The sequence below is a fragment of the Vibrio sp. 10N.222.52.C3 genome (assembly GCF_041474195.1).
Taxonomy (GTDB): domain Bacteria; phylum Pseudomonadota; class Gammaproteobacteria; order Enterobacterales; family Vibrionaceae; genus Vibrio; species Vibrio crassostreae_C.
On the sequence record NZ_JBFRTQ010000086.1, the window covers coordinates 12,819 to 35,904 of the forward strand.

The following is a 23,086-nucleotide window of genomic DNA, read 5'->3' on the forward strand; positions in this document are numbered from 1 at the left end:
AAAACACTGCATACTTCCAAGCTAAGTACACTCTTATCAATAAAACTATTCTGCATATAATCCCTCGTAAATTAGATTCTAGTAAGTTTCGTCAAAAAAGCGTGCATAAAGTTCCCTAACTGCTAACTATTTAGAATGTATTATTCATAACTGAAAGTGCATAAAGTTTGTTAAAACCCTTAATTTTAAAGGGCTGCGGGATAAAAAACGATTTGTGATAGATCTCTAAGAATACCTGACTAGCAGGCGTAATATTAATTCCAGACAAGAGATATGAATAAATAATTCATTCTTCTCAACTGAAAATAAATAATTACTCTTAGCGATAAAAGTAATTCAAATATATAAGAGAGAGACGATCATGAGTAAGTTCTATGTAGGTTCTGAAATAGGTCAATTACGCCGCGTTCTAGTTCACCGTCCAAGACGCGCACTGACTCACCTAACACCCTCTAACTGTCACGATTTACTATTTGATGACGTACTGGCTGTTGAACGTGCTGGTAAAGAGCATGACGCATTTACTCAAACGCTGCGTGATCAAGGTGTTGAAGTTCTTCTTCTTACTGACCTACTAGCAGACACGCTAGCAGTGCCAGAAGCGAAAGATTGGCTTTTGAATCATCAAGTTTCTGATTACCGCTTAGGCAAAACTTTTGCTAACGATGTGCGCTGCTACTTGCGCGACTTACCAAACCTAGAACTAGCAAAAATCCTAACGGGTGGTCTGTCTTACGCTGAGATGCCAATGAAATCATCTTCAATGATGCAAGGCATGCACGCACCAACCGACTTCATTATCGAGCCGCTACCAAACCACCTATTTACTCGTGACACATCTTGCTGGGTATACGGTGGCGTATCCATCAACCCGATGGCGAAACCTGCTCGTCAACGTGAAACCAACCACGTTCGCGCTATTTACCGCTGGCACCCAACATTTGCTGGCCAAGACTTCATTAAGTACTTCGGCGATGAAGAAAACATCAGCTACGACAACTCAACCATTGAAGGCGGTGACGTTCTTGTAATCGGTCGCGGCACGGTTCTTATCGGTATGTCTGAGCGTACAACAGCACAAGGTGTTGAGCACTTAGCATCTAGCCTATTCAAACACGGTCAAGCGAAACAAGTTATCGCAATGCAGCTACCAAAACACCGCTCTTGCATGCACTTAGACACCGTTATGACGCACATGAACGAAGATACGTTCTCTGTTTACCCGGAAGTGGTGAGTAAAGACGTACAGTGCTGGAACCTAACTGGTGATGAGTCTGGCGCAGTGAAAGTGAAAGAAGAAGGCTACTTCGTAACAACTATCGAAAAAGCACTTGGCGTAGACAAGCTAAACCTAATCACGACCGGTGGTGACAACTTCCATGCAGAACGTGAACAGTGGAACGATGCAAACAACGTTCTAACGGTTAAACCTGGCGTTGTGATTGGCTACGAAGGCAACACCTACACCAATGAAAAATACGATAAAGCAGGCATCAGAGTTCTTCCTATCCCTGGAGATGAACTTGGCCGCGGTCGCGGTGGCGCACGCTGCATGAGCTGCCCAATTCAGCGTGATGGTATCTAATCACTAAGACGAAAACGGCCAAGTTGAATGATCTTAAATAATCTCAGCTTGGCCAAAATGAGAGAACACAATTATGACTAAGCAAACTGTTGTTGTTGCACTCGGCGGTAATGCCCTACTTCGTCGCGGTGAGCCGTTAGAAGCCGATGTTCAACGCCGTAATATTGAAACAGCGGTTAAAACCATCTCTGAAATCGCGAAAGTGTACAACGTGGTTCTAGTACATGGTAATGGCCCACAAGTTGGTTTACTGGCTCTGCAAGGTTTGGAATACAAAAAAGTAAACCCGTATCCGCTAGATGTATTGGGCAGTGAGACTCAAGGCATGATCGGCTACATGCTGATGCAAGAGTTCAAGAACTATCTACCTAACCGCAACATCTCGTGCATGTTGACGCAAATGACCGTTGATCCAAACGATCCTGCATTCGCCGATCCAACGAAGCCGATTGGCCCGATCTACGAAGAAGCGGAAGCGCGTGAATTGGCGGAGAAATTCCACTGGATCGTCAAACCAGACGGCCAACACTTCCGTCGCGTTGTGCCAAGCCCACGCCCTACTGGCATTGTTGAGCACGAAGCGATCACCCAACTTATCGATGCAGGCCACCTAGTGATTTGTACTGGCGGCGGTGGCATCCCAGTGAAAAAAGAGAACGGCAAATTAGTGGGTGTTGAAGCGGTTATCGACAAAGACATGTCAGCGGCTTTCTTAGCGAAACAACTGGATGCGGATGCACTGCTTATTTTGACCGACGCGGACGCTGTTTACCTTGATTGGGGCAAACCGACTCAACACGCACTGCGCAGCACCACACCAAGTGAACTGGCGAAATTCGAATTTGATGCAGGCTCTATGGGACCAAAAATTGAAGCATCGTGCGAATTCATTCAGCAAGGCGGCAAAGTCGTCGGTATTGGTGCACTCGAAGATGGTTTGCAAATTCTGCAAGGCCAAGCGGGTACCAACATCACCAAAGATTAACCCACTCGCGAGCTTTTCAAACCTTGCGAGAAAACTGAATCACCGTTTGAACTGAAATTAATACACAAAAATTGAATCGCGCTTTCTTGAATTTTCTTTCCCTGTAACAGGAAAGCGCCTAAATCTAAGAAGGAATACATCATGGCTTTTAACCTACGCAATCGTAACTTCCTAAAACTACTAGATTTCACTCCACGCGAAATTCAACACTTGTTAGATCTTTCAATGGAGCTTAAAAAAGCGAAGTACAACGGTTACGAACAGCCAAAACTAACTGGCAAAAACATCGCACTTATCTTTGAGAAAACCTCAACTCGTACTCGCTGTGCATTCGAAGTAGCAGCATTCGACCAAGGTGCTCGCGTCTCTTACTTAGGCCCATCTGGTTCTCAAATTGGCCACAAAGAATCAATGAAAGATACCGCTCGCGTTCTTGGCCGTATGTACGATGGCATTGAATACCGCGGCTTCGGTCAAGAAATCGTTGAAGAGCTCGGCGCTTACGCTGGAGTTCCAGTATGGAATGGTCTGACTGACGAATTCCACCCTACACAAATTCTTGCTGACTTCCTAACCATGACGGAATACGGCCGTGGTAAACAACTGCATGAAATCAGCTTTGCTTACCTAGGTGATGCTCGCAACAACATGGGTAACTCTCTAATGGTTGGCGCTGCGAAAATGGGTATGGACATTCGCCTTGTTGCTCCAAAACAATTCTGGCCACAAGAAGAGCTACTGGCTCAATGTCGTGAAATCGCAGAACACACTGGCGGCAAAATCACGCTAACAGAAGATGTTCAAGAAGGCGTGCAAGGGTGTGACTTCCTATACACCGACGTTTGGGTATCAATGGGCGAAGCAAAAGAGGCATGGGCTGAGCGTATCAACCTAATGATGCCTTACCAAGTGAACATGGAAATGATCAAAGCAACAGGCAACCCACATGTGAAATTCATGCACTGTCTGCCAGCTTTCCATGGCGAAGATACCACGGTAGGCAAACAACTTGCGGCTGAATATCCACAGCTAAAAGACGGTGTGGAAGTGACTGATGAGGTAGTTGAGTCTGAATACTCTATCGTGTTCGATGAAGCTGAAAACCGCATGCACACCATCAAAGCAGTAATGGTTGCAACACTAGGCAGTTAATTACCTAAACAGCTAAGAATCGAAACAACTAAGAAGTTAAGCACTCACTTGTTCGCGAGACATTGACAAGTTAAGTGTAATGACAGGGAAATGCGGGCGGCGAACTTGGGATTTAGCCCTTGGATAAAGCCCGCATTTTTTTTCATTCGTTTGAAAAGATTATTGCCGAAAAAAGTCGAAGTTCTTCAGCCCCAACAAAGGCTTAAAAAGAAGTGAAAATGCAGGCCAATTTCGCATAAAAATCCATTAAATGAATACTTTACAGAAAGTATTGCATGGCCTTTTTATCTGAGTATAATCCTCCGCAATTTGTCTAAAGAGAGCAAAAAATGAACCGCAATTCTGTCGCACATAATTGTCAAACTGCACGCCAAAGAGTGGCGGTGGTGTCATTTTTATTTTGCTCTATTGATCGTTTCGAAGCCTCCTATTTTTAGGGGGCTTTTTTTTTGTCCGCAATTTGACTGTATGCATAGAAAAAGGAAGACCCGTTATGGCGCATTCGTTATTTAACAAGCACATCATCTCCATTCCAGAGCTCTCTCGTGATGAACTGGAGCTTATCGTCGATACTGCTGCAAGACTCAAAGCAGAACCAAATCCAGAGCTGCTGAAAAATAAGGTGGTGGCGAGCTGTTTCTTTGAGCCGTCAACTCGAACTCGCCTTTCATTTGAAACCGCAGTTCAACGCCTAGGTGGCACGGTCATCGGTTTTGATAATGGCGGTAACACATCGCTGGCGAAAAAAGGCGAAACACTTGCCGATTCGGTGCAGGTGATCTCTTCTTACGTTGACGCCTTTGTGATGCGCCACCCACAAGAAGGCGCAGCACGTTTAGCCTCTGAGTTCTCTAACGGTGTGCCAATTGTGAATGGTGGCGACGGTGCCAATCAGCACCCAACGCAAACCTTGTTGGATCTGTTCTCGATTTACGAAACGCAAGGCACGCTCGATAACCTCAATGTGGCTTTCGTCGGCGACCTAAAATATGGCCGTACTGTGCACTCACTGACCCAAGCGCTATCAAAATTCAATAACGTACGTTTCTTCTTTATCGCGCCAGAAGTGTTAGCCATGCCGGATTACATTTGTGAAGAACTGGAAGAGATGGGCATCCAATACAGCACCCACAGCAGCATTGAAGAAGTGGTACCTGAGCTTGATGTTCTATACATGACTCGCGTACAGAAAGAGCGCTTTGATGCGTCAGAATACGCGCACATGAAATCGGCTTACATTCTAACGGCCGATACCCTGAAAGATGCACGCCAAAACATGAAGGTGCTTCACCCACTACCACGTGTCGACGAGATCACAACCGACGTAGATAAAACGCCACACGCTTACTACTTCGAGCAAGCTGAAAACGGTGTGTATGCTCGCGAAGCCCTATTAGCCCTAGTTCTAAACGACACTTTATAAGCAGGAGAAACAGTCATGGTTAAACAAACTCAGCTACAAGTAGAAGCCATTCGTAACGGCAGCGTCATTGACCACATCCCTGCTCACCTTGGAATCAAAATCCTCAAGTTGTTTAAATTGCACAAGACCGAGCAGCGCATCACCATGGGATTAAATCTGCCATCATCAGCGCTTGGTCACAAAGATCTGATCAAGATTGAGAACATCTTTCTGACTAAGGAACAAGCCAACCAATTGGCCCTGTACGCCCCGCAAGCGACAGTGAATCAAATTGAAGAGTACAAAGTGGTCAACAAGCTAACACTTGTGCTGCCAGAACAAATCAACAGTGTGTTCGCTTGCCCAAATAGCAACTGTATTTCGCACGGTGAACCTGTCGAAAGTAGCTTTAAAGTGCAGCTAAAACACGAAAACGTACAGCTAAAATGTCACTACTGTGAAAAAGTATTCTCTCGCGAGATCATGAGTGAAATTCGCTAACCCTTAGCGCCATTATCACGGTCTCCAAAGCACCCTAATACCGATGGATATTTATGCCAAACTTGGAATAAATATCCACTTAACAAAGAATAAAACTCCAAAATAAAAGCAATCAACTAGAATTTTATTTGGTGACCCCCTTCAAAAAGATAACTATTCTTTAGTGGTAGACTCAATGGATAGACGATCATACATCACGCATACCTTCCCTCTCTATTTCGGGATTCATCGGTAAGCCCTATTTAACAATCGTACTCTACGGCTTTGGGAGTACGCTCGGCGCTACGGACAAGCGATAACCACATATTGACCTTAAGGAGTTGTTCATGAACCCAATCACTGAGCACGGTTGCTTGTATTCAGCTGAAGATAAAACACTGACTGCAGCGTGCAAACGCTTACTACAACAACAAAGCTTCTCGACCCAAAATCAACTGCGAGAGAAACTTGTCGATATTGGCTATACAGGTATCAGCCAATCGACCGTCTCTCGTATTTTGTCACAGCTTGGTGTTGTCAAAATTCAGAATGCTTGCGGTAAAAAGGTTTACTGCATCACGGTTGAAAGTGCACCGGTTCGTGTCGATGCATCCATCTCATCGCAAATCGAATTCATCACTCATAACCAAGCGATGGTCATCGTAAAAACTCATCCAGGTTGTGCTCAATTAGTCGCAAGATTAGTCGATATCGACCCACATACTGAGATTATCGGCACCGTTGGCGGTAATGATACCGTGCTTATTATTCCAAAAGATACGATGAATATTGATGCTTGCGAACAAGTAGTAAAAGCACGCTTGGGTGTAGCTTAAATGTCTCTTTTACAAAGGCAAGTCACTCAAGTTGAATTGCAGCTCCCCACTCGATTACCCAATAAAATCGCTATCCCGCCTTAGGGGATATTTGTTTGCCGATGAAACTAATAGCAAACTATTACGGTCTGATTGAGTTAAGATACCTTCAACTCCATTTTGATGACTAAATAGTATGCGACGACTTGCCACATTACTTTTTGTTTGTGTTTCCCTATTCACCCAGCCTGCGTGGGCGCTATTTGGGAACGACAACGCCGAGCCAAGCTTCGGAGGCAATAACAATGGTTTTGTCCCTGTAGACCAAGCTTTCCCTTTCAATTACTACCAGCAAGACGACAAAGTCCTTCTCGACTGGCAAGTAAAAGAGGGCTACTACCTCTATCAACATAGCCTCTCGTTCACCGGGCAAAATCTCGCTATCGGTAATGTTGAATTAGAAGATGGTAAGCCGCACCAAGATGAATTCTTCGGTGAGGTGAGCATTTATACTCAGCCGTTATTCGTGCAAGTTCCTCTGCAGAGTTACCAAGATGGCTCACAGCTGATCGTTAAGTATCAAGGCTGTGCGGACGCAGGGTTCTGCTACCCACCAGAGACTCGTATCATCGACATTGAACCTTTCACAGCAACAGGTTCTGCTAATTCGCAAGGTAGTGACTCACAAGCTTCATCTTCTGCTGGCAACGAAACCGATGTTTCTACGCAACCAACATCTCCGAAAGCAGACGTTGTAAGTAACACGACTCAACAGCCAAATGCCCCTGTTTCAAAAGAAACAGGCTTAGCCGATAAGCTCGGTGACAGTTGGTGGACCCCTCTATTATTCTTAGCACTCGGTGTTGGTTTAGCCTTTACGCCGTGTGTGCTGCCTATGTATCCGATTCTAACGGGTATCGTTTTAGGTGGTGGCAAACTCAGCCAAGGTCGCGCGCTGATGCTGTCCTTTATTTACGTGCAAGGCATGGCGTTAACCTACACCTTATTAGGTTTAGTGGTTGCTTCAGCAGGCATGCAGTTCCAAGCCGCTATGCAGCACCCTTACGTGCTGATCGCGCTGAGTGTTCTGTTCGTGGCGTTGGCAATGTCGATGTTTGGCGTTTATAACCTGCAACTGCCAAGCAGCATTCAAACTTGGCTCAACAATCAAAGCAATAAGCAGCAAGGTGGCAATACCTTGGGCGTATTCGCAATGGGCGCTATCTCTGGCTTGGTGTGTTCACCTTGTACCACGGCGCCATTGTCAGGCGCACTGCTGTATGTGGCTCAGAGTGGTGACCTATTTACCGGTGCAATTGCTCTGTACGCGTTGGCTATGGGTATGGGTATCCCACTGATTTTAGTGGCAGTGTTTGGTAATAAGCTATTGCCTAAAGCGGGCAGCTGGATGAACAAGGTGAAGATCGTATTCGGCTTTATCTTGCTTGCCGCGCCTATCTTCCTGCTAGAGCGCATCATTCCTGAATTGTGGGCAACCGTGCTTTGGTCTGGCCTTGGCTTCATCGCCTTTGGTTGGCTTTACCACAGTAAGAATGCACTGCCATTTGGTGGCTGGAAGCAAAGCGCTGTGGGCATCATTGCGATGCTTGGCCTGTTCGCATCAGCTCAACCTGCGCTCAATTACTGGTTTGCAGAAAAGAGCGTGACGGTAGAACAACACATCCAATTTGCACGCATCAACACGGTTGAAGAACTAGAAATCCAGCTCATCGAAGCGAAGAAACTCGGTAAGCCTGTGATGCTCGACTTCTACGCCGATTGGTGTGTGGCATGTAAAGAATTCGAGAAGTACACCTTCCATCAAGCTGATGTGGAAAACAAGCTTTCTGACTTCGTACTGCTACAAGCCGATGTAACGAGAAACATGCCTCAAGACATTGAACTGCTTAAACAATTACAGGTACTTGGCTTACCTACGATTGAGTTCTGGGATGGTGAGGGTAACCATGTTCCAAATGCTCGTGTAACCGGTTTTATGCCTGCCGATGTATTCTTAAAACACATGCAAAACCACCAGCTATAACGGCAATATTCACTAAAATATAAGCCGAATCGAAAGCCGCACCGCCCCTCCGTAACGAGATGGCAGTGCGGCTTTTTTGCTATTCAGAGTAACGCTTTCTTATTCCGGGGATAAAAGTCGATATGGTTCAGACTTTTAATGCATAGATATTGTCCACATACTCAATCAGGATGATAATAAATATTAACTAAATTGTTAAAAGTATGAACGTCATGGACTCGACCTATACCATCATCATTGCTGATGACCACCCTCTCTTTCGCAACGCCCTGTTTCAGTCAGTTCATATGGCGATCAGTGGTGCGAACCTGCTTGAGGCCGATTCTCTCGATGCCTTACTGACTCTGCTAAAGAAAGAAGGCGAGCCGGATCTATTACTGCTCGATCTGAAAATGCCGGGCGCCAATGGCATGTCAGGCTTAATTCAACTGCGCGCTGAATACCCAGATCTACCGATTGTGGTGGTTTCTGCCAGTGAAGATGCCAGCGTGGTCACTCAGGTGAAGAGCCACGGTGCGTTTGGCTTTATTCCTAAGTCGAGTGATATGCGTGAGTTGGTGAGTGCACTGAATCAAGTGCTGAATGGCGACCCGTTCTTCCCTGAAGGGCTTATCACCAATAATGCAGCGTGTAGCGACCTTGCAGAAAAGATTTCCACACTGACGCCTCAGCAATACAAGGTATTAGGGATGCTTTCTGACGGCTTGCTTAACAAGCAAATCGCGTATGAATTGAATGTTTCGGAAGCGACCATCAAAGCACATATGACGGCCATCTTCCGTAAACTGGATGTGAAAAATCGTACTCAAGCGGTTATCTTGCTACAAGAAGTCCACAATTAAGCTTCACTGATATCCTCTTCTAAAGTCGTCTTAGGTAAACATAAACCCAACCTGACGACTTTATGATCATCTATCTCTGCAACCACCCAAGTGATGTCATGCCACTCAAAGCTATCACCCAATACAGAGTGTGCGCCAAGCTCTTGAGCAACCAATTGTTTTAGCGTCATTTCTCGCTCTTCTTCCGAGCCAAGTTCAATACCATAACAATCACTCACTGCCGCAACTGATAGCTCAACATCCAAGAAGAAGTCACCAAAGAATCGTGCCGCCTCTTCTGCTAGAGGCGCCTCACTAAACAACGAACTTAAGCTGTCCAAATCTTTGTCTTGACCAAGCACACATAAGATATCGTTCGCCTCTAACACGGTGCTGCCTGATGGGTGAAGCAAGGCATCCTTTCTAAACAGTGCAGTAATTCGCGTTCCTTCCGGCATAGACAAACGCTTTAGTGGTTCGCCCACACACCACTTCTCTTCTTTCAGCTTGTAGACAAACATCTCCCACTCACTAGCAGGGTAAATTTCAATGCCAGTACGAGAAATCGGTGTCGGCGTTGGAGGTAGCGTCACTTGAGCCAATCTCGCGACTTTCATCAAGCTGCCGCCTTGAACAATCAGCGACACCATAACCACGAAGAACGCGATGTTGAAGTAAAGCTGAGCATTAGGCAGGCCAGCCATCATCGGGAACACCGCCAGAATGATCGGTACCGCGCCGCGTAGACCGACCCAAGAAACAAACCAACGTTCCTTGGTGGTAAAGCTTCTGAACGGCAGCAAACCCAACCAAACCGACAGCGGACGAGCAAACAAAATCATACCGAAGGCCAGTGCCAGCGCAGGCAGAGCAATGTCCATCAACGTTGATGGCGTCACCAATAAACCCAATACCAAGAACATCACGATCTGGCTTAGCCACGTCATGCCATCAAGAACATTAAGAATCGAGTGTCGCGAGCGCGTCGGACGATTACCAATGAACAAGCCCACTAGGTAAATCGATAAGATGCCGCTGCCGCCAAGCATGTTAGAGAACGCAAACAGAGCCACGCCCCCACTGAGTACCAGAATGGAATAAAGGCCATCAGCCAATTGTACTCGATTGATTAAGCTCCATAGAACCCAGCCGCCGCCAATACCAACAAGAGTACCGATACCAAACTGCATCGCAAAACTTTGCAGTAGGAAGTTCATTCCCATCTCAGCGTCAGGGTTACCTAACAGCGCAATTAAGGTCACCGTCAGGAAGACCGCCATTGGGTCGTTAGTGCCCGATTCGATCTCTAGGGTTGAGCCAACACGCTCATTGAGACTCTGTCCTTTCAGCAAAGAGAATACCGCTGCCGCATCGGTTGAACCAACAATCGCCCCGACCAAGATGCCCTGCATTAATGACAAGTCAAACAGCCAAGCCGCCATTAATCCGGTTAAGGTTGCTGTACATGCGACACCTATCGTCGCCAGCGAGAGCGAAGGCCAGAAAGCGACCTTGAAGCTCGCCACCTTGGTTCGCATACCGCCATCCAACAGAATCACGGCAAGCGCAAGGTTACTCACCAAGTAGGTCAGTGAGTAATCATCGAAATGAATATTACCGGGTCCATCTTCACCCGCTAACATACCAACGAACAAAAAGATCAAAAGAATAGGAACGCCCAATCGAGAGGACACTTGTGAGAAAAGCACGCTGATGGCGATGAGTACGGCACCAGTCAAGAATAAGTGGTTAATGGTTATTGCGTCCAATTCGTTCCCCCAAAGAATAAAATCCGAGCTTTAAGCCTGTTGATCTTTTGCCACTAGCTTGTTGATCTTCTGCCGTTTAGCAAGGCACGGTCGGTGAAAGTGCCGTTGTTACTATAACAAACTTATGTTTCGCTTCGTGTCATAAGCAGGGCTAAATACCGTTTCTCGGTCATTTAGTTGTTAAATTTTATGACTCGCAGTCTAATTCATCCCTTTTTGTTAGACCTTTGGCTAATTTAACAACATTTTAACATCACATTTTTCTATGATTATGTCTCCTAGCTCCCATATTTCAGTACATTAGCGCTAATACCATCCCGACTAAAGTTGCACAGATCCCTTGACTTATCCTTGCTACATTCTAAATCGTAACATTACGTTAACACGCTATTTTACAAAACGGTTTCACAAAAACAGTTTCTACGAAAACGGAATAAAGGAGAAGGCAATGGCGTTCGAATCTACGGAACATGCTCAAGCCTATTGGAAGGAAAACTTGGGAATTATGGGAACACTGCTCGCGGTCTGGTTTGCGGTGTCTTACGGCGCTGGCATCTTATTTGTGGATGCCCTCAATACCGTTCAGTTTGGCGGGTTCAAGCTAGGATTTTGGTTCGCTCAGCAAGGTTCGATATACACCTTCGTGGCGCTGATATTTATTTACGTTGTCCGCATGAATGCGCTCGACAAAAAATACAACGTACAGGAAGACTAGAGGCTAGAACATGGATATTCAAACTTGGACGTTTATTCTCGTCGGTATTACTTTCGCGGTATATATCGGCATCGCAATCTGGGCTCGTGCAGGGTCTACTAGTGAGTTCTACGTTGCTGGCGGTGGTGTACACCCAGTAGCAAACGGCATGGCGACCGCCGCTGACTGGATGTCGGCAGCATCATTCATCTCAATGGCAGGTATCATCTCATTCGTTGGTTACGACGGTGCGGTTTACCTAATGGGTTGGACAGGTGGTTATGTACTACTTGCGCTATGTTTAGCACCTTACCTACGTAAGTTCGGTCAGTTTACGGTTCCTGATTTCATCGGTGAGCGTTACTACTCGAAAACGGCACGTATGGTAGCGGTATTCTGTGCAATCTTCGTATCGTTTACGTACGTTGCAGGCCAGATGCGTGGTGTGGGCGTTGTATTCTCTCGTTTCCTAGAAGTTGATATTAACCTAGGCATCATCATTGGTATGGGTATTGTGTTCTTCTACGCAGTACTAGGTGGCATGAAAGGCATCACTTATACGCAGGTAGCTCAATTCTGTGTCCTCATTTTCGCCTTCCTTGTTCCAGCAATCTTTACCTCAATCATGATGACAGGTAACCCACTTCCACAAGTTGGTATGGGCTCTACGCTATCAGGCACAGATGTTTACCTTCTTGATAAACTGGATGGACTGACCGAAGAACTCGGATTTACCGCCTATACCGAAGGTAACAAGAGCATGGTAGATGTATTCTTCATCTGTGCGGCTCTAATGGTCGGTACTGCGGGTCTTCCACACGTAATCATTCGTTTCTTCACGGTACCAAAAGTACGTGATGCTCGTATCTCAGCGGGTTGGGCACTACTGTTCATCTCATTGCTATACACAACAGCACCAGGCGTTGCAGCATTCGCTCGTGTAAACATGATCGAAACAATCAACGGCCCTGACATGCAAGGTGTCGCTGCAGCGGACGCACCAAGCTGGTACAAAAACTGGGAAAGCACTGGCCTAGTAGGTTGGGAAGATAAGAACGGCGATGGCAAAATGTTCTACTCGGGCGATGAGCGCAACGAGATGAAGATTAACCGTGACATCATCGTACTGGCTTCTCCAGAGCTAGCGAAACTACCAAACTGGGTTGTAGCACTGCTTGCAGCCGGTGGCCTAGCAGCCGCACTATCAACAGCCGCGGGTCTACTATTGGTCATCTCAACGTCGATTTCACATGACTTGTTGAAGAAAGGCTTCAGACCAAACATGACCGACAAGCAGGAGCTGTTAGCCGCTCGTCTGGCAGCCATGGTCGCGATTGTCGGTGCCGGTTACTTAGGTATTAACCCACCAGGCTTTGTAGCACAGGTAGTAGCGTTTGCCTTCGGCTTAGCCGCAGCATCCTTCTTCCCAGCGATTATCCTAGGTATCTTCTACAAGAAGATGAACAAGGAAGGCGCAATTGCAGGTATGTTGTCAGGTATTGCCTTCACAGCAAGCTACATCATCTACTTCAAGTTCATTAACCCAGCAGCAAGCACACCTGAAAACTGGTGGTTTGGTATCAGCCCAGAAGGCATCGGTACGCTAGGTATGTGTCTAAACTTCGTAGTATCGATTGCTGTAAACAAAGTAACTGCTGAAGTACCACAAGATGTACAAGATATGGTTGAGAACATCCGTTACCCGAAAGGTGCAGGTGAAGCTCACGACCACTAAGCACGACCACTAAACAAAGATGTTTAGCAAAAAATGAATCAGTACTTACATTGTAGGGATTAGGTACTGACTCCAGAAAGCCGATACTTCGTGTATCGGCTTTTTCTTTTTCTGCTCACTTTATAAAAAGATAAACAAAGGGTTGTTTTTAAAACTTTACTTGATAATAATTATCATTAACATCCAATAAAGAGATGCAGATGATGATGAAAGAGCAGCAGGTTCTCTATTCGAGATTTTACAAAGCACAGGATCGCTTTGCTTCATTAGAACAAGTTCAAGGCCATGAGCCGTTTGTAATTCGAGAGTATATCGAGTGTGCACTGACGCTTTCGGCTTACTATGAAAAGCATGCCGCTCAAGAAAACATCTTGTTGTGCGAGCTGTATCTACGCCAAGTTTTCTTTCATTTGATTGAAGCGATTGAGTCTCCTCAGCGCAGTTTCGCCTTTCGTCATATCTGCCTAGACTCTATTCACTCACCACTATTTTATTTGAAGCGCCACTACTGCCAGCAACCTCAAGGCCAAGCGCGTTTTTTGAATCTCAGCCAAACACTACAACAAGTCCAAGCCCCACTTGGCTAACAAGGATAGAACATGACCCTACAATTTCGGATTGAAAAAGACAGCATGGGCGAAGTGAAAGTCCCTGCCGATGCGCTATACCAAGCACAAACTCAGCGTGCAGCGGATAACTTCGCGTTTAGCTCTCACAAGATGCCGACCAGTTTTATTCAAGCACTGGCGTTAATTAAACAGGCAGCGGCAGATACCAATGCTCAGTTAGGTCTACTGGAAGGTGATATTGCCAACGCGATAGCCGAAGCCAGCCAAGAGATCATTGAGGGTAAACACCTCGATCAATTCCCTATCGATGTCTACCAAACCGGTTCAGGTACCAGTTCCAACATGAATGCCAATGAAGTGATTGCTACGCTTGCCTCAAGAAGCTTGCAAGGCGACGTGAACCCCAATGATCACGTCAACATGGGCCAAAGCAGTAACGATGTGGTGCCAACCGCAATTCAAGTGAGCGTTGCTTTGATGGCTGAAAATAAGCTATTACCTGCATTAACTCACCTTTCTGAAGCACTCACTATCAAGCAACAGGAACTTGCAGAGGTCGTGAAGACCGGCCGCACTCATCTAATGGATGCGATGCCAATGACCTTTGCTCAAGAGCTAGGTGGTTGGAAATTTCAGATAGAACACGCTAAGCAAGCAATAGAGAACACCCTGCCCGCTATCAAGGCTTTAGCACAAGGTGGTACTGCGGTTGGAACAGGGATCAATGCTGACCCACGCTTTGCCGATAAGTTTGCGAGTAACCTGTCTCAATCGACAAAGATCAGTTTTAGCTCGAGTGAAAACTTCTTTTTTAACCTCAGCAGTCAAGACGCGATCGTTGCGCTGTCAGGTCAGCTCAAAACGGCAGCAGTTGCGATCATGAAGATCTCAAACGATCTTCGCTGGATGAACTCTGGGCCGTTGGCTGGCTTAGGGGAAATTGAATTACAGGCTCTACAACCAGGCTCATCGATCATGCCTGGCAAGGTAAATCCTGTGATTCCAGAAGCTGCAGCTATGGCGGCGGCGCAAGTCATTGGCAACGACACCACCATTACCGTAGCCGGACAATCAGGTAACTTCCAACTTAATGTGATGCTGCCAGTGATTGCTCATAACGTGTTGGAAAGTATTGAGTTATTGGCAAACAGCTCAGTCGCTTTAGCGGACAAAGCCATCGCGACCTTCACGGTACGCCAAGACAATCTCGATTTGGCACTGTCAAAGAACCCAATCCTAGTGACCGCACTTAACCCTGTGATTGGCTACTTGAAGGCGGCTGATATTGCCAAGAAAGCTTACAAAGAAGGCTTACCAATTCTGGATGTCGCAGAAAGAGAAACCGATCTTAGCCGAGAAGAGCTCAGTAAACTGCTTGATCCAACCACACTGACACAAGGTGGCATTGCTGGTTAGTTATTGAATTAACAAGCGAATCGGCGTTCGCAAAAAAAACAGAGACAAAAAAGGCCTCATCTGAGGCCTTTTCACTATCCGCTCACGAACGTACTAATCCGAGCCTGTTAACCCAAACTAGCTCACTCGATTCAAGACCGCTCTTAACTTAAGTGGCTTCACTGGCTTGGCAATAAAGCGAAAGCTGTTGGCCTTTATCGCTGCCAACATGTCATCGGTTCTATCGGCACTAATGATGACCCCTTCAAAAGAGTCTCCGAGGCGCAAGCGACACTGCTGCAGGACTTCGAGACCCGTTCTGCCATTATCTAAACGGTAATCAGAGAAAATCACATCAGGTAGCCAACCCTCATCTAGGCACTGCAAGCTTTCGACCAAATCAACCGCCGTCTTAACCTCACAGCCCCAACGTCCGATCAGGTTTTCCATACCGACTAAGATTTCTCGTTCATTATCGACACACAATATCTTGAGATGTTCGATGTCGCTGGTCGCCATTGGCGTCGAAGCTTGCACAACTGGAGCCACTTTTTCCGCTCTAGCTAAAGTGATGGAAAAGACACTGCCTTGCCCCGGCCATGAGCGCATCGAAATTTGATGGCCAAGCACATGAGCAATACCTTTCGAGATTGCTAACCCTAACCCCAATCCTTGATCGGCTCGTACTTGGCTGCCACGAGTAAACTCTTCAAAGATTTCTTGTTGCTTGTCTTCATCGATACCGGTTCCATTATCCCACACATCAATTCGAACCTGTCCATTGACTCTTCTCGCACCCAGTACCACTTTCCCTTCCGGGTTGTAGCGGAACGCATTGGTCAAAAAGTTCTGAATCACACGCCTCAACAGCTTAGGGTCTGAATGAATGAACAATGACGACGGAATCATCTTAAACTCAATTTTCTGTTGTCTCGCTAGAGCGCTAAATTCCGCGTTCAAATTGGTTAATACGTCATGCACGGCAATCGCGTGAATGTTGGTTTCTAACTTTCCGGACTCCAATCGAGAGATATCCAGCAAGTCACCAATCAAATCTTCTGCGGCGCCAAGTGCACTCTCGATGTGAGATGACAATTGCTTCACCTCTTGCTCTTTTGCCACCTCAGACAGTGACGAAGCAAATAGACGTGCGGCATTGAGCGGCTGCATCAAATCGTGGCTTACCGCGGCTAGAAAACGACTCTTAGATTGTGATTCTTGATCCGAAATCTGCGTGGCTTTTACCAAGCGATGGTTAAGCTTTTCGAGCTCTTGAGTTCGCTCATGCACTCTCGATTCCAAGCTTTCATTGGCATCTTTTAGCGCTTGCTCTGCTTGTCGGAATACCGTGATGTCGGTAAAGCTCATCACAAAACCACCACTTGGCATTGGGTTACCTTGCACCTCAATCACTCGACCATCAGGACGAATACGAGAAGAGGTGTGTCGTGTTCCTTGCTCAAGGTGATAAACACGGCGGCGAACGTGATCTTCCGGGTCACCCGGGCCACACAAACCTTGTTCAGCATTATGACGAATCACATCTGAAATGGGTCGACCAACCTGAATCAAGCCAGCAGGGAACTCAAACAGTTCTAAGTAACGTTGATTCCACGCCACCAGCCTCATTTGTTTGTCGATTACTGCAATACCTTGGCCAATATGTTCAATCGCGCCTTGCAGTAAACCACGGCTGAAGTCGTACAGTTCCGAAGCTTCATCCACGATGGTCGCGACTTCTTCAAGCTGCATGTTTCTTCCCTGTAAAGCGGAAGTAAGTACTAACTTAGCAGACGAAGCACCGAATACTCCGGCGAGCACGCGCTCTGCGTGTCGAATCAGACTTGCAGGCGCTTGTTGATTAGGAAGCAGCGGCTGACCGTGTTGTTGCCAATAGCTGTGTAAGGCACTTTTGGCACGCTTACGGCCTACAAAACGCGACGCCAGCATCTCTAATTCAGCGACCGTCACTCGGTTCTGGTAAAGGCTGATATTCTCGTTTTCAGGCAGCGGCGTGCCAACAAATGCTGCTGATTGTAAGCGCTCACTTAGGCTTGGGCGAGTCGTCATCGAAACCACGGCATAGCACAAGGTATTAAGTACAATACTCAGCACAATGCCCCAGTTTGAACTGCTGATATTCCAGCTACTGAGCAGTTCTGGCGGCGTGATAATCCACAGTAAAAGGTTACTTTCACTGTCGCCAGCCAACATGCTGGTTTGGCTCATCAAGGTAATCAGCCAAATCAACGAGCCCACCATTAAGCCGACATACACGCCCTTGCGGTTACCCGGGCGCCAGTACAAACCACCAATAAGTGCTGGCGCGAATTGAGCAATCGCAGCAAAGGAAAGAAAGCCAATCGCTGACAGTGAATGGATGGTATCGAGCGCCTGATAAAACAGCCAAGCACCCAGTAACAGCAGTAAAATTAGCCCGCGGCGAATCACCAATAGCAGGCCAGAAAAGTGTCGATGGGTTCTTTGAGTTAGGCGCATACGGCGCAGTAACAATGGCATCACTAAATCATTCGACACCATGATCGCCAAGGCGATGGTCGACACTATCACCATGCCACTTGCCGCAGACGTACCACCAAGGAAAGCCAGCAAGGCAATGTGATTAGCGCCTTCTGACATTGGCACACTGATCACATAGGTATCCGCTGGCATACCAGTAAGTAGTCCTTGTCCTGCCCAAGCAATTGGCAGCACGAACAGTCCCATCAAAATCAGGTAAAGCGGAAACAACCAACGAGCGGTATGCAGGTCTTGAGGACGTTCGTTCTCTACCACCATGGTATGGAACTGGCGTGGCAGACAGACAATCGCCAACATGGTCAAAACGGTATGAATAATTAAGGTCGGAATATTGGGTGATTCGTAGGTGGAAGCCGCCACATCAAGCAAGTCGATCTTGTCGCTGCTCATCGCCAGATACATGATGAATAGGCCAACGATCAGGAATGCCGCGAGCTTAACGATGGATTCAAACGCCACCGCCATCATCATGCCACGGTGATGCTCTGTGTTATCAATGTGTCTTGTACCAAACAGCATGGTGAAAATAGCCAAAGCACCGACCACAAACCAAGACACATGATAGTCCTGATAACCGAAGTCAGCCGCTAGGTTGGGTGCAACAATATCCAACCCCATGGTAATACCACGCAGTTGCAGAGCAATATAAGGAAGGATACCAACCACGGCGATAACCGTCACCGCCACCGCTAAGCCCTGAGATTTTCCATAACGAGCCGCGATAAAGTCGGCAATGGAGGTGATATGTTCCCGCTTCGCAATCAGGATCAGCCGCGCCAAGATCCGCCAGCCTAGTGTAAAGACTAGAATCGGGGCGAGGTAAATGGGTAAAAAAGACCAAGGGTTGTTACTCGCCTGCCCGACCGTTCCATAGAAGGTCCAAGAGGTACAATACACGGCAATCGAAAGGCTATAGATCCACGGGCGCCAACGCGATAGCCAACGAACCTGCCTGTCTCCATACCAAGCGATCAGAAATAACACGCCCAAGTAGGCTAAAGAGACTGGAATTACTATCCATCCTTGCATTGAAAACCCTTTTTTCATCCATAAAAAAACCTCTCCATAAGGGAGAGGTTTCATTTAACTAAGGATGGGTGATTAACTCAATCGCATCGCTTAAATTCTGTGCTTTAGACTCTAATTATCAGCATTTGCTGTGAGATTCTGACTGTTCCGAATCTGATTGATTAATCTCAACCACTGAACTTCTTTCATCCAACTTAATGAACAGAGCAAGTGCACCCATTGCAGCCATGCCCCAGAAGATATTTGCGCCCCAAAGCTCATAACCCCAACCACTTAAGGTGGTCATCAGTGCAATAAAGGCACCTAATGGAATCGCGTTATACAGGGCTTGTAGCGCAACCATCTTGTTTTGTTCTTCAGATTGGATGTATTGAATCGCGGCGATGTGTGCCATGGCAAATGTCACACCGTGCAGCAACTGCACCATCACCAGTGCAAAAATCGCCGTGGTTGATGCGGTTATACCCCAACGCGCCATCACCCCAATAGCCGCGACGACAAACAAAGTACGCAGTGACCAGCCTGAGAATAATCGCTTACTCAGAGCAAATACGGCCACTTCAGCAACAACACCTAAACTCCACAAATAACCGATGATAGCTTCTGAGTGACCCGCTTCTTTCCAATAAATCGCACTAAAACTGTAGTAAGCCGCATGACTACCTTGCAGCAGCGCCATCAAGGCTAAAAACTTTACCACTGACGACTCACGCAGCAGTTCACCTAGTTTTGGTCGCGCCGCTTGTTGCTCAGATTGCGTTACTGGCATCACATTGGGGTTTCTCATCGCAAGAATCAATGACAGCAACACACCGGCAAGCGCAGTATACAAAATCATGTCAGTGCCGAATTGTGCCACCAAATAGCCAACAACCGTTGAACCTGCGATAAAGGCAATTGATCCCCAAAGACGAGTTCGGCCGTAGTCGAGCATTTTCAAACGACTGTAATGGTTAGCCATCGCATCAGAAAGAGGAATGATCGGCCCACAACAGAGGTTAAACAGTACCGTTGCCAACAACATCAGTATAAAACTGCCACCGGTGAAGAAGTGGAAACCGACAAACAGCAGCGCAGCGAAACTCAAACAGCGTAGCGCTGGCATCAAGTGTTCCACTTTATGGATACGCGGCGTAATCACTAAGTTGGCCACACAACGAGTTGCAAAGCCGATACCAATCAATACGCCAATATCACCAGCAGACACGCCTTGGTCTTCAAACCACAACGCCCAAAATGGCAAATACACGCCATACGCAAAAAAGAAACCAAGAAAATACTGAGAGATCCAGCCATAGGGTGAAGGGCTAAACATAAATGACCTATAAAGTGTGCGGAAAAAGGCAGCACCAATTATGCCTATCTCGCATACGATGAAAAAGGGAATTATTACTGGGATAGTATTCCCATATTCAATGGGTCTGGATATCGCATTTCAACAAGAGATTTCACGCTCATCAATACTCATACTCGCATTTAGACTAAAGTCGTCTGGAGCTTCGCTGGTATTTTGTCAGACTGATTAAAGACTCCCATTTCTTCTTGTGATGCTTATGCCTGACAAATTTAATATGCAGCACCCGCCCTTCGATAGCCTGTCCGACGCCGAACAGTTGAAGCTTCGCTCTTCATTAGACGTGGTGTATTACCGCTCTCAAGAAGTGATACTGGAAGCTGAAAGGCCGAGCCGACACCTGCATATTTTGATCAAAGGAGCTGTTGAAGAGCGCGCGAGCAGTGATGGTGAGATTTACGCACACTATGCCAATGACGATATTTTTGATGTCCGCAGCCAGTTTGAACCCCACACCAAACACCGATATATCGCACTCGAAGATACATTAAGTTATCTGCTGCCCACCGATATTTTTCTTGAGCTTTACCACGCCAATGGCCAATTCGCTGCCTACTTTGATAGCAACCTATCAACACGAAAAGCTTTGATAGAAGCCGCCCAGCAGCAACAGAATCTTGCCGAGTTTATATTAACCAAAGTGGATGACTCTATCTATCACCCACCACTGATACTTGAACCAAACCAACCGATCAACCAAGTCACTCAAACCCTTAAAGAACAAGGGTTAGACTCGGCCCTAGTCCATTTGGAACATAATGATCCAAAAGCTTTTGGATCATCATGTTCCTTGCCGTATGGAATCGTCACTCGAACCAATTTATTGCATGCTGTGATGCTCGATAATTTCACACTGGATGCGCCTGTCGGTGAGATCGCAACGTTTCCGGTGATGCACGTGAACCAAGGCGATTTCTTATTTAACGCCATGATTACCATGACCAGAAATCGAGTAAAAAGGTTGATGGTTTGTGATGGTAAAAATGCGGTCGGCATGGTGGATATGACACAGATTCTCAGTGCATTCTCCACACACTCCCACGTTCTTACTTTGCGTATTGCGCGCGCCACCAGCGTTGAAGAATTGGCAATGGCATCCAACAAACAACGTCAACTGGTCGAGAGCTTGCTCAGTAATGGGATTCGCACACGCTTTATCATGGAGCTGATTTCTGCGGTCAACGAACAGATCATAGAGAAGGCTTTTGAGTTGGTGATCCCACCTGCACTGCATAATCATTGCTGCCTAATCGTGTTGGGTTCTGAGGGGCGTGGAGAGCAAATTCTCAAAACCGATCAAGACAACGCTCTGATTATTCAAGATGGTTTGGAATGGCATCAATGCCAAAGTGCCATGAACGACCTCACCCATACCCTTCAACAATTGGGTTACCCACTGTGCCCGGGCAACGTAATGGTCAACAATCCGAAATGGGTGCATTCAGAACAAGAGTGGAAACAAACCCTCACCCATTGGGTAAAAAAAGCCACGCCAGACACCGTGATGGATATCGCGATCATGGCAGATGCACACGCAGTAGCGGGGAATAGAGAGTTATTAAAACCTGTAAAGCAGCACCTCAGTGATTTAATGCTCGGACAAGAATTGATTCTGACGGAGTTCTGCCGCCCGGCGCTGAACTTCTCAGTTCCCCTGACCCTGTTTGGTAATGTGAAGCAATCTAAGTCCGGACTCGATATCAAACAAGGCGGTATTTTCCCTATCGTGCATGGTGTGAGAGCGCTTTGCCTAGAACATGGTGTCACGGTCAACAACACCTTCGAACGCATTGAGCAGCTGGTCAGCAAGAAAGTATTAGAGCAAAGTACTGCCGATAATCTCAGTGAAGCACTCAAGCAATTCTTTAAGTGGCGCTTAGCCCAAAGGCTTTCTCAGCAGCACAGCAGCAACAAGATTAACGTCAAACTGATGGAACGAGCAGACAGGGATCTGCTTCGTCATAGCCTGCACGTGGTGAAGAAATTCAAGCAATGGCTCGGCTACCACTATCAGATACGGGATTAGGCATTGAACGATGAATAGGTTGGTTCGCTATTACTGGCATCACAAGCTCAAAGGCTCCCTCTATCAGCCTCTGTTTACTGCGCCTATTGATCATGAATATGTATCGCTCGATTGTGAAACCACCAGCCTAGATCCCAATCAGGCAGAATTAGTTACCATTGCCGCGACCAAGATCATCGGTAACCGAATCATTACCAGCCAACCTTTTGAAGTCCGGTTGCGCGCCCCCCAATCGCTCGATTGCAATTCAATAAAAATCCACCGTATCCGTCATCAAGATCTAAAGCACGGCATCGAAGAAAAACAGGCTTTAATCGAGCTACTGAACTTCATTGGAAATCGTCCTTTAGTCGGCTATCACATCCGCTATGATAAAAAAATTCTCGACCGCGCCTGTTTAAAACAGCTTGGATTTCCACTGCCTAACCGATTAGTCGAAGTGAGCCAACTCTATCAAGACAAACTCGAAAGACAGCTGCCCAATGCCTATTTTGATCTCAGTATGGACGCCATCTGTCGCCAACTCGATTTACCTATCCCGGTCAATAAACATGATGCATTACAAGACGCTATCTCCGCTGCGCTGATCTTTGTGCGCCTGAAACATGGTGACCTTCCCCGTTTCAACTCTTCTTATTCTTAATTCAACCACTGTCGCTTCACATAGAGAGCAACATCTCAAAATTGAAC

At 46.6% G+C, this 23,086-nt stretch carries 17 protein-coding genes; 14 read left to right on the forward strand and 3 right to left on the reverse strand.

What is annotated here, in order from left to right; all coding sequences use genetic code 11:
• Positions 1–361: 361 nt before the first annotated feature.
• From arcA to AB4517_RS14065, 8 genes are all read left to right on the forward strand, one after another.
• A complete protein-coding gene (arcA, locus tag AB4517_RS14030) occupies positions 362–1,585 on the forward strand; it encodes an arginine deiminase (RefSeq protein WP_372148503.1) in 1,224 nt (407 codons plus the stop codon).
• A gap of 73 nt (positions 1,586–1,658) precedes the next feature.
• Positions 1,659–2,570, forward strand: coding sequence for a carbamate kinase (gene arcC, locus AB4517_RS14035; RefSeq protein ID WP_086715850.1), 912 nt, complete (start codon positions 1,659–1,661; stop codon positions 2,568–2,570).
• 141 nt (positions 2,571–2,711) lie between these two features.
• Positions 2,712–3,722: an ornithine carbamoyltransferase gene (locus tag AB4517_RS14040; RefSeq protein ID WP_372148504.1), complete on the forward strand. Its 1,011-nt coding sequence runs from the start codon at positions 2,712–2,714 to the stop codon at positions 3,720–3,722.
• Positions 3,723–4,215: 493 nt separating this feature from the next.
• Complete coding sequence (gene pyrB / locus AB4517_RS14045; protein ID WP_004729720.1) at positions 4,216–5,145, forward strand: aspartate carbamoyltransferase; 930 nt, start codon at positions 4,216–4,218, stop codon at positions 5,143–5,145.
• Between the two features lie 15 nt (positions 5,146–5,160).
• Positions 5,161–5,625 carry an aspartate carbamoyltransferase regulatory subunit gene (gene pyrI / locus AB4517_RS14050; protein WP_017091570.1) on the forward strand — a complete coding sequence of 155 codons (465 nt, stop codon included), beginning with the start codon at positions 5,161–5,163 and terminating at the stop codon, positions 5,623–5,625.
• A gap of 326 nt (positions 5,626–5,951) precedes the next feature.
• Positions 5,952–6,440 (forward strand): arginine repressor, encoded by a 489-nt coding sequence (locus AB4517_RS14055; protein ID WP_017063664.1) that lies wholly within the window; start codon positions 5,952–5,954, stop codon positions 6,438–6,440.
• 175 nt (positions 6,441–6,615) lie between these two features.
• A complete protein-coding gene (locus AB4517_RS14060) occupies positions 6,616–8,463 on the forward strand; it encodes a protein-disulfide reductase DsbD (protein WP_372148505.1) in 1,848 nt (615 codons plus the stop codon).
• A gap of 212 nt (positions 8,464–8,675) precedes the next feature.
• Positions 8,676–9,305: a response regulator transcription factor gene (locus AB4517_RS14065; RefSeq protein WP_017062717.1), complete on the forward strand. Its 630-nt coding sequence runs from the start codon at positions 8,676–8,678 to the stop codon at positions 9,303–9,305.
• Here the strand turns inward: AB4517_RS14065 and AB4517_RS14070 are convergent.
• Positions 9,302–11,053 carry a potassium/proton antiporter gene (locus AB4517_RS14070; RefSeq protein ID WP_017066561.1) on the reverse strand — a complete coding sequence of 584 codons (1,752 nt, stop codon included), beginning with the start codon at positions 11,051–11,053 and terminating at the stop codon, positions 9,302–9,304. The genes AB4517_RS14065 and AB4517_RS14070 overlap by 4 nt on opposite strands.
• A 448-nt stretch (positions 11,054–11,501) precedes the next feature.
• Here AB4517_RS14070 and AB4517_RS14075 point away from each other — a divergent pair, with 448 nt between their 5' ends.
• The 4 genes from AB4517_RS14075 (at position 11,502) to AB4517_RS14090 (ending at position 15,467) form a co-directional block, all read left to right on the forward strand.
• Positions 11,502–11,768, forward strand: coding sequence for a DUF4212 domain-containing protein (locus AB4517_RS14075; RefSeq protein ID WP_010435433.1), 267 nt, complete (start codon positions 11,502–11,504; stop codon positions 11,766–11,768).
• A gap of 10 nt (positions 11,769–11,778) precedes the next feature.
• Positions 11,779–13,482: a sodium:solute symporter family protein gene (locus AB4517_RS14080; RefSeq protein ID WP_017062715.1), complete on the forward strand. Its 1,704-nt coding sequence runs from the start codon at positions 11,779–11,781 to the stop codon at positions 13,480–13,482.
• 200 nt (positions 13,483–13,682) lie between these two features.
• Positions 13,683–14,069, forward strand: coding sequence for a hypothetical protein (locus AB4517_RS14085; protein ID WP_017062714.1), 387 nt, complete (start codon positions 13,683–13,685; stop codon positions 14,067–14,069).
• 12 nt (positions 14,070–14,081) lie between these two features.
• Complete coding sequence (locus AB4517_RS14090) at positions 14,082–15,467, forward strand: lyase family protein (protein WP_017063661.1); 1,386 nt, start codon at positions 14,082–14,084, stop codon at positions 15,465–15,467.
• Between the two features lie 117 nt (positions 15,468–15,584).
• On the opposite strand, the gene AB4517_RS14095 is transcribed toward AB4517_RS14090, so the two are convergent.
• Positions 15,585–19,016 (reverse strand): PAS domain-containing hybrid sensor histidine kinase/response regulator, encoded by a 3,432-nt coding sequence (locus tag AB4517_RS14095; RefSeq protein ID WP_136974344.1) that lies wholly within the window; start codon positions 19,014–19,016, stop codon positions 15,585–15,587.
• Between the two features lie 118 nt (positions 19,017–19,134).
• Positions 19,135–20,331 carry a 3-phenylpropionate MFS transporter gene (locus AB4517_RS14100; protein ID WP_017062710.1) on the reverse strand — a complete coding sequence of 399 codons (1,197 nt, stop codon included), beginning with the start codon at positions 20,329–20,331 and terminating at the stop codon, positions 19,135–19,137.
• A gap of 232 nt (positions 20,332–20,563) precedes the next feature.
• Here AB4517_RS14100 and AB4517_RS14105 point away from each other — a divergent pair, with 232 nt between their 5' ends.
• Together AB4517_RS14105 and AB4517_RS14110 are read left to right on the forward strand one after the other, a co-directional pair.
• Positions 20,564–22,396, forward strand: a complete 1,833-nt coding sequence (locus tag AB4517_RS14105) for a DUF294 nucleotidyltransferase-like domain-containing protein (protein WP_017062709.1) — start codon at positions 20,564–20,566, stop codon at positions 22,394–22,396.
• Positions 22,397–22,406: 10 nt separating this feature from the next.
• Positions 22,407–23,039, forward strand: a complete 633-nt coding sequence (locus AB4517_RS14110; protein WP_017062708.1) for a 3'-5' exonuclease — start codon at positions 22,407–22,409, stop codon at positions 23,037–23,039.
• Positions 23,040–23,086 lie beyond the last annotated feature (47 nt).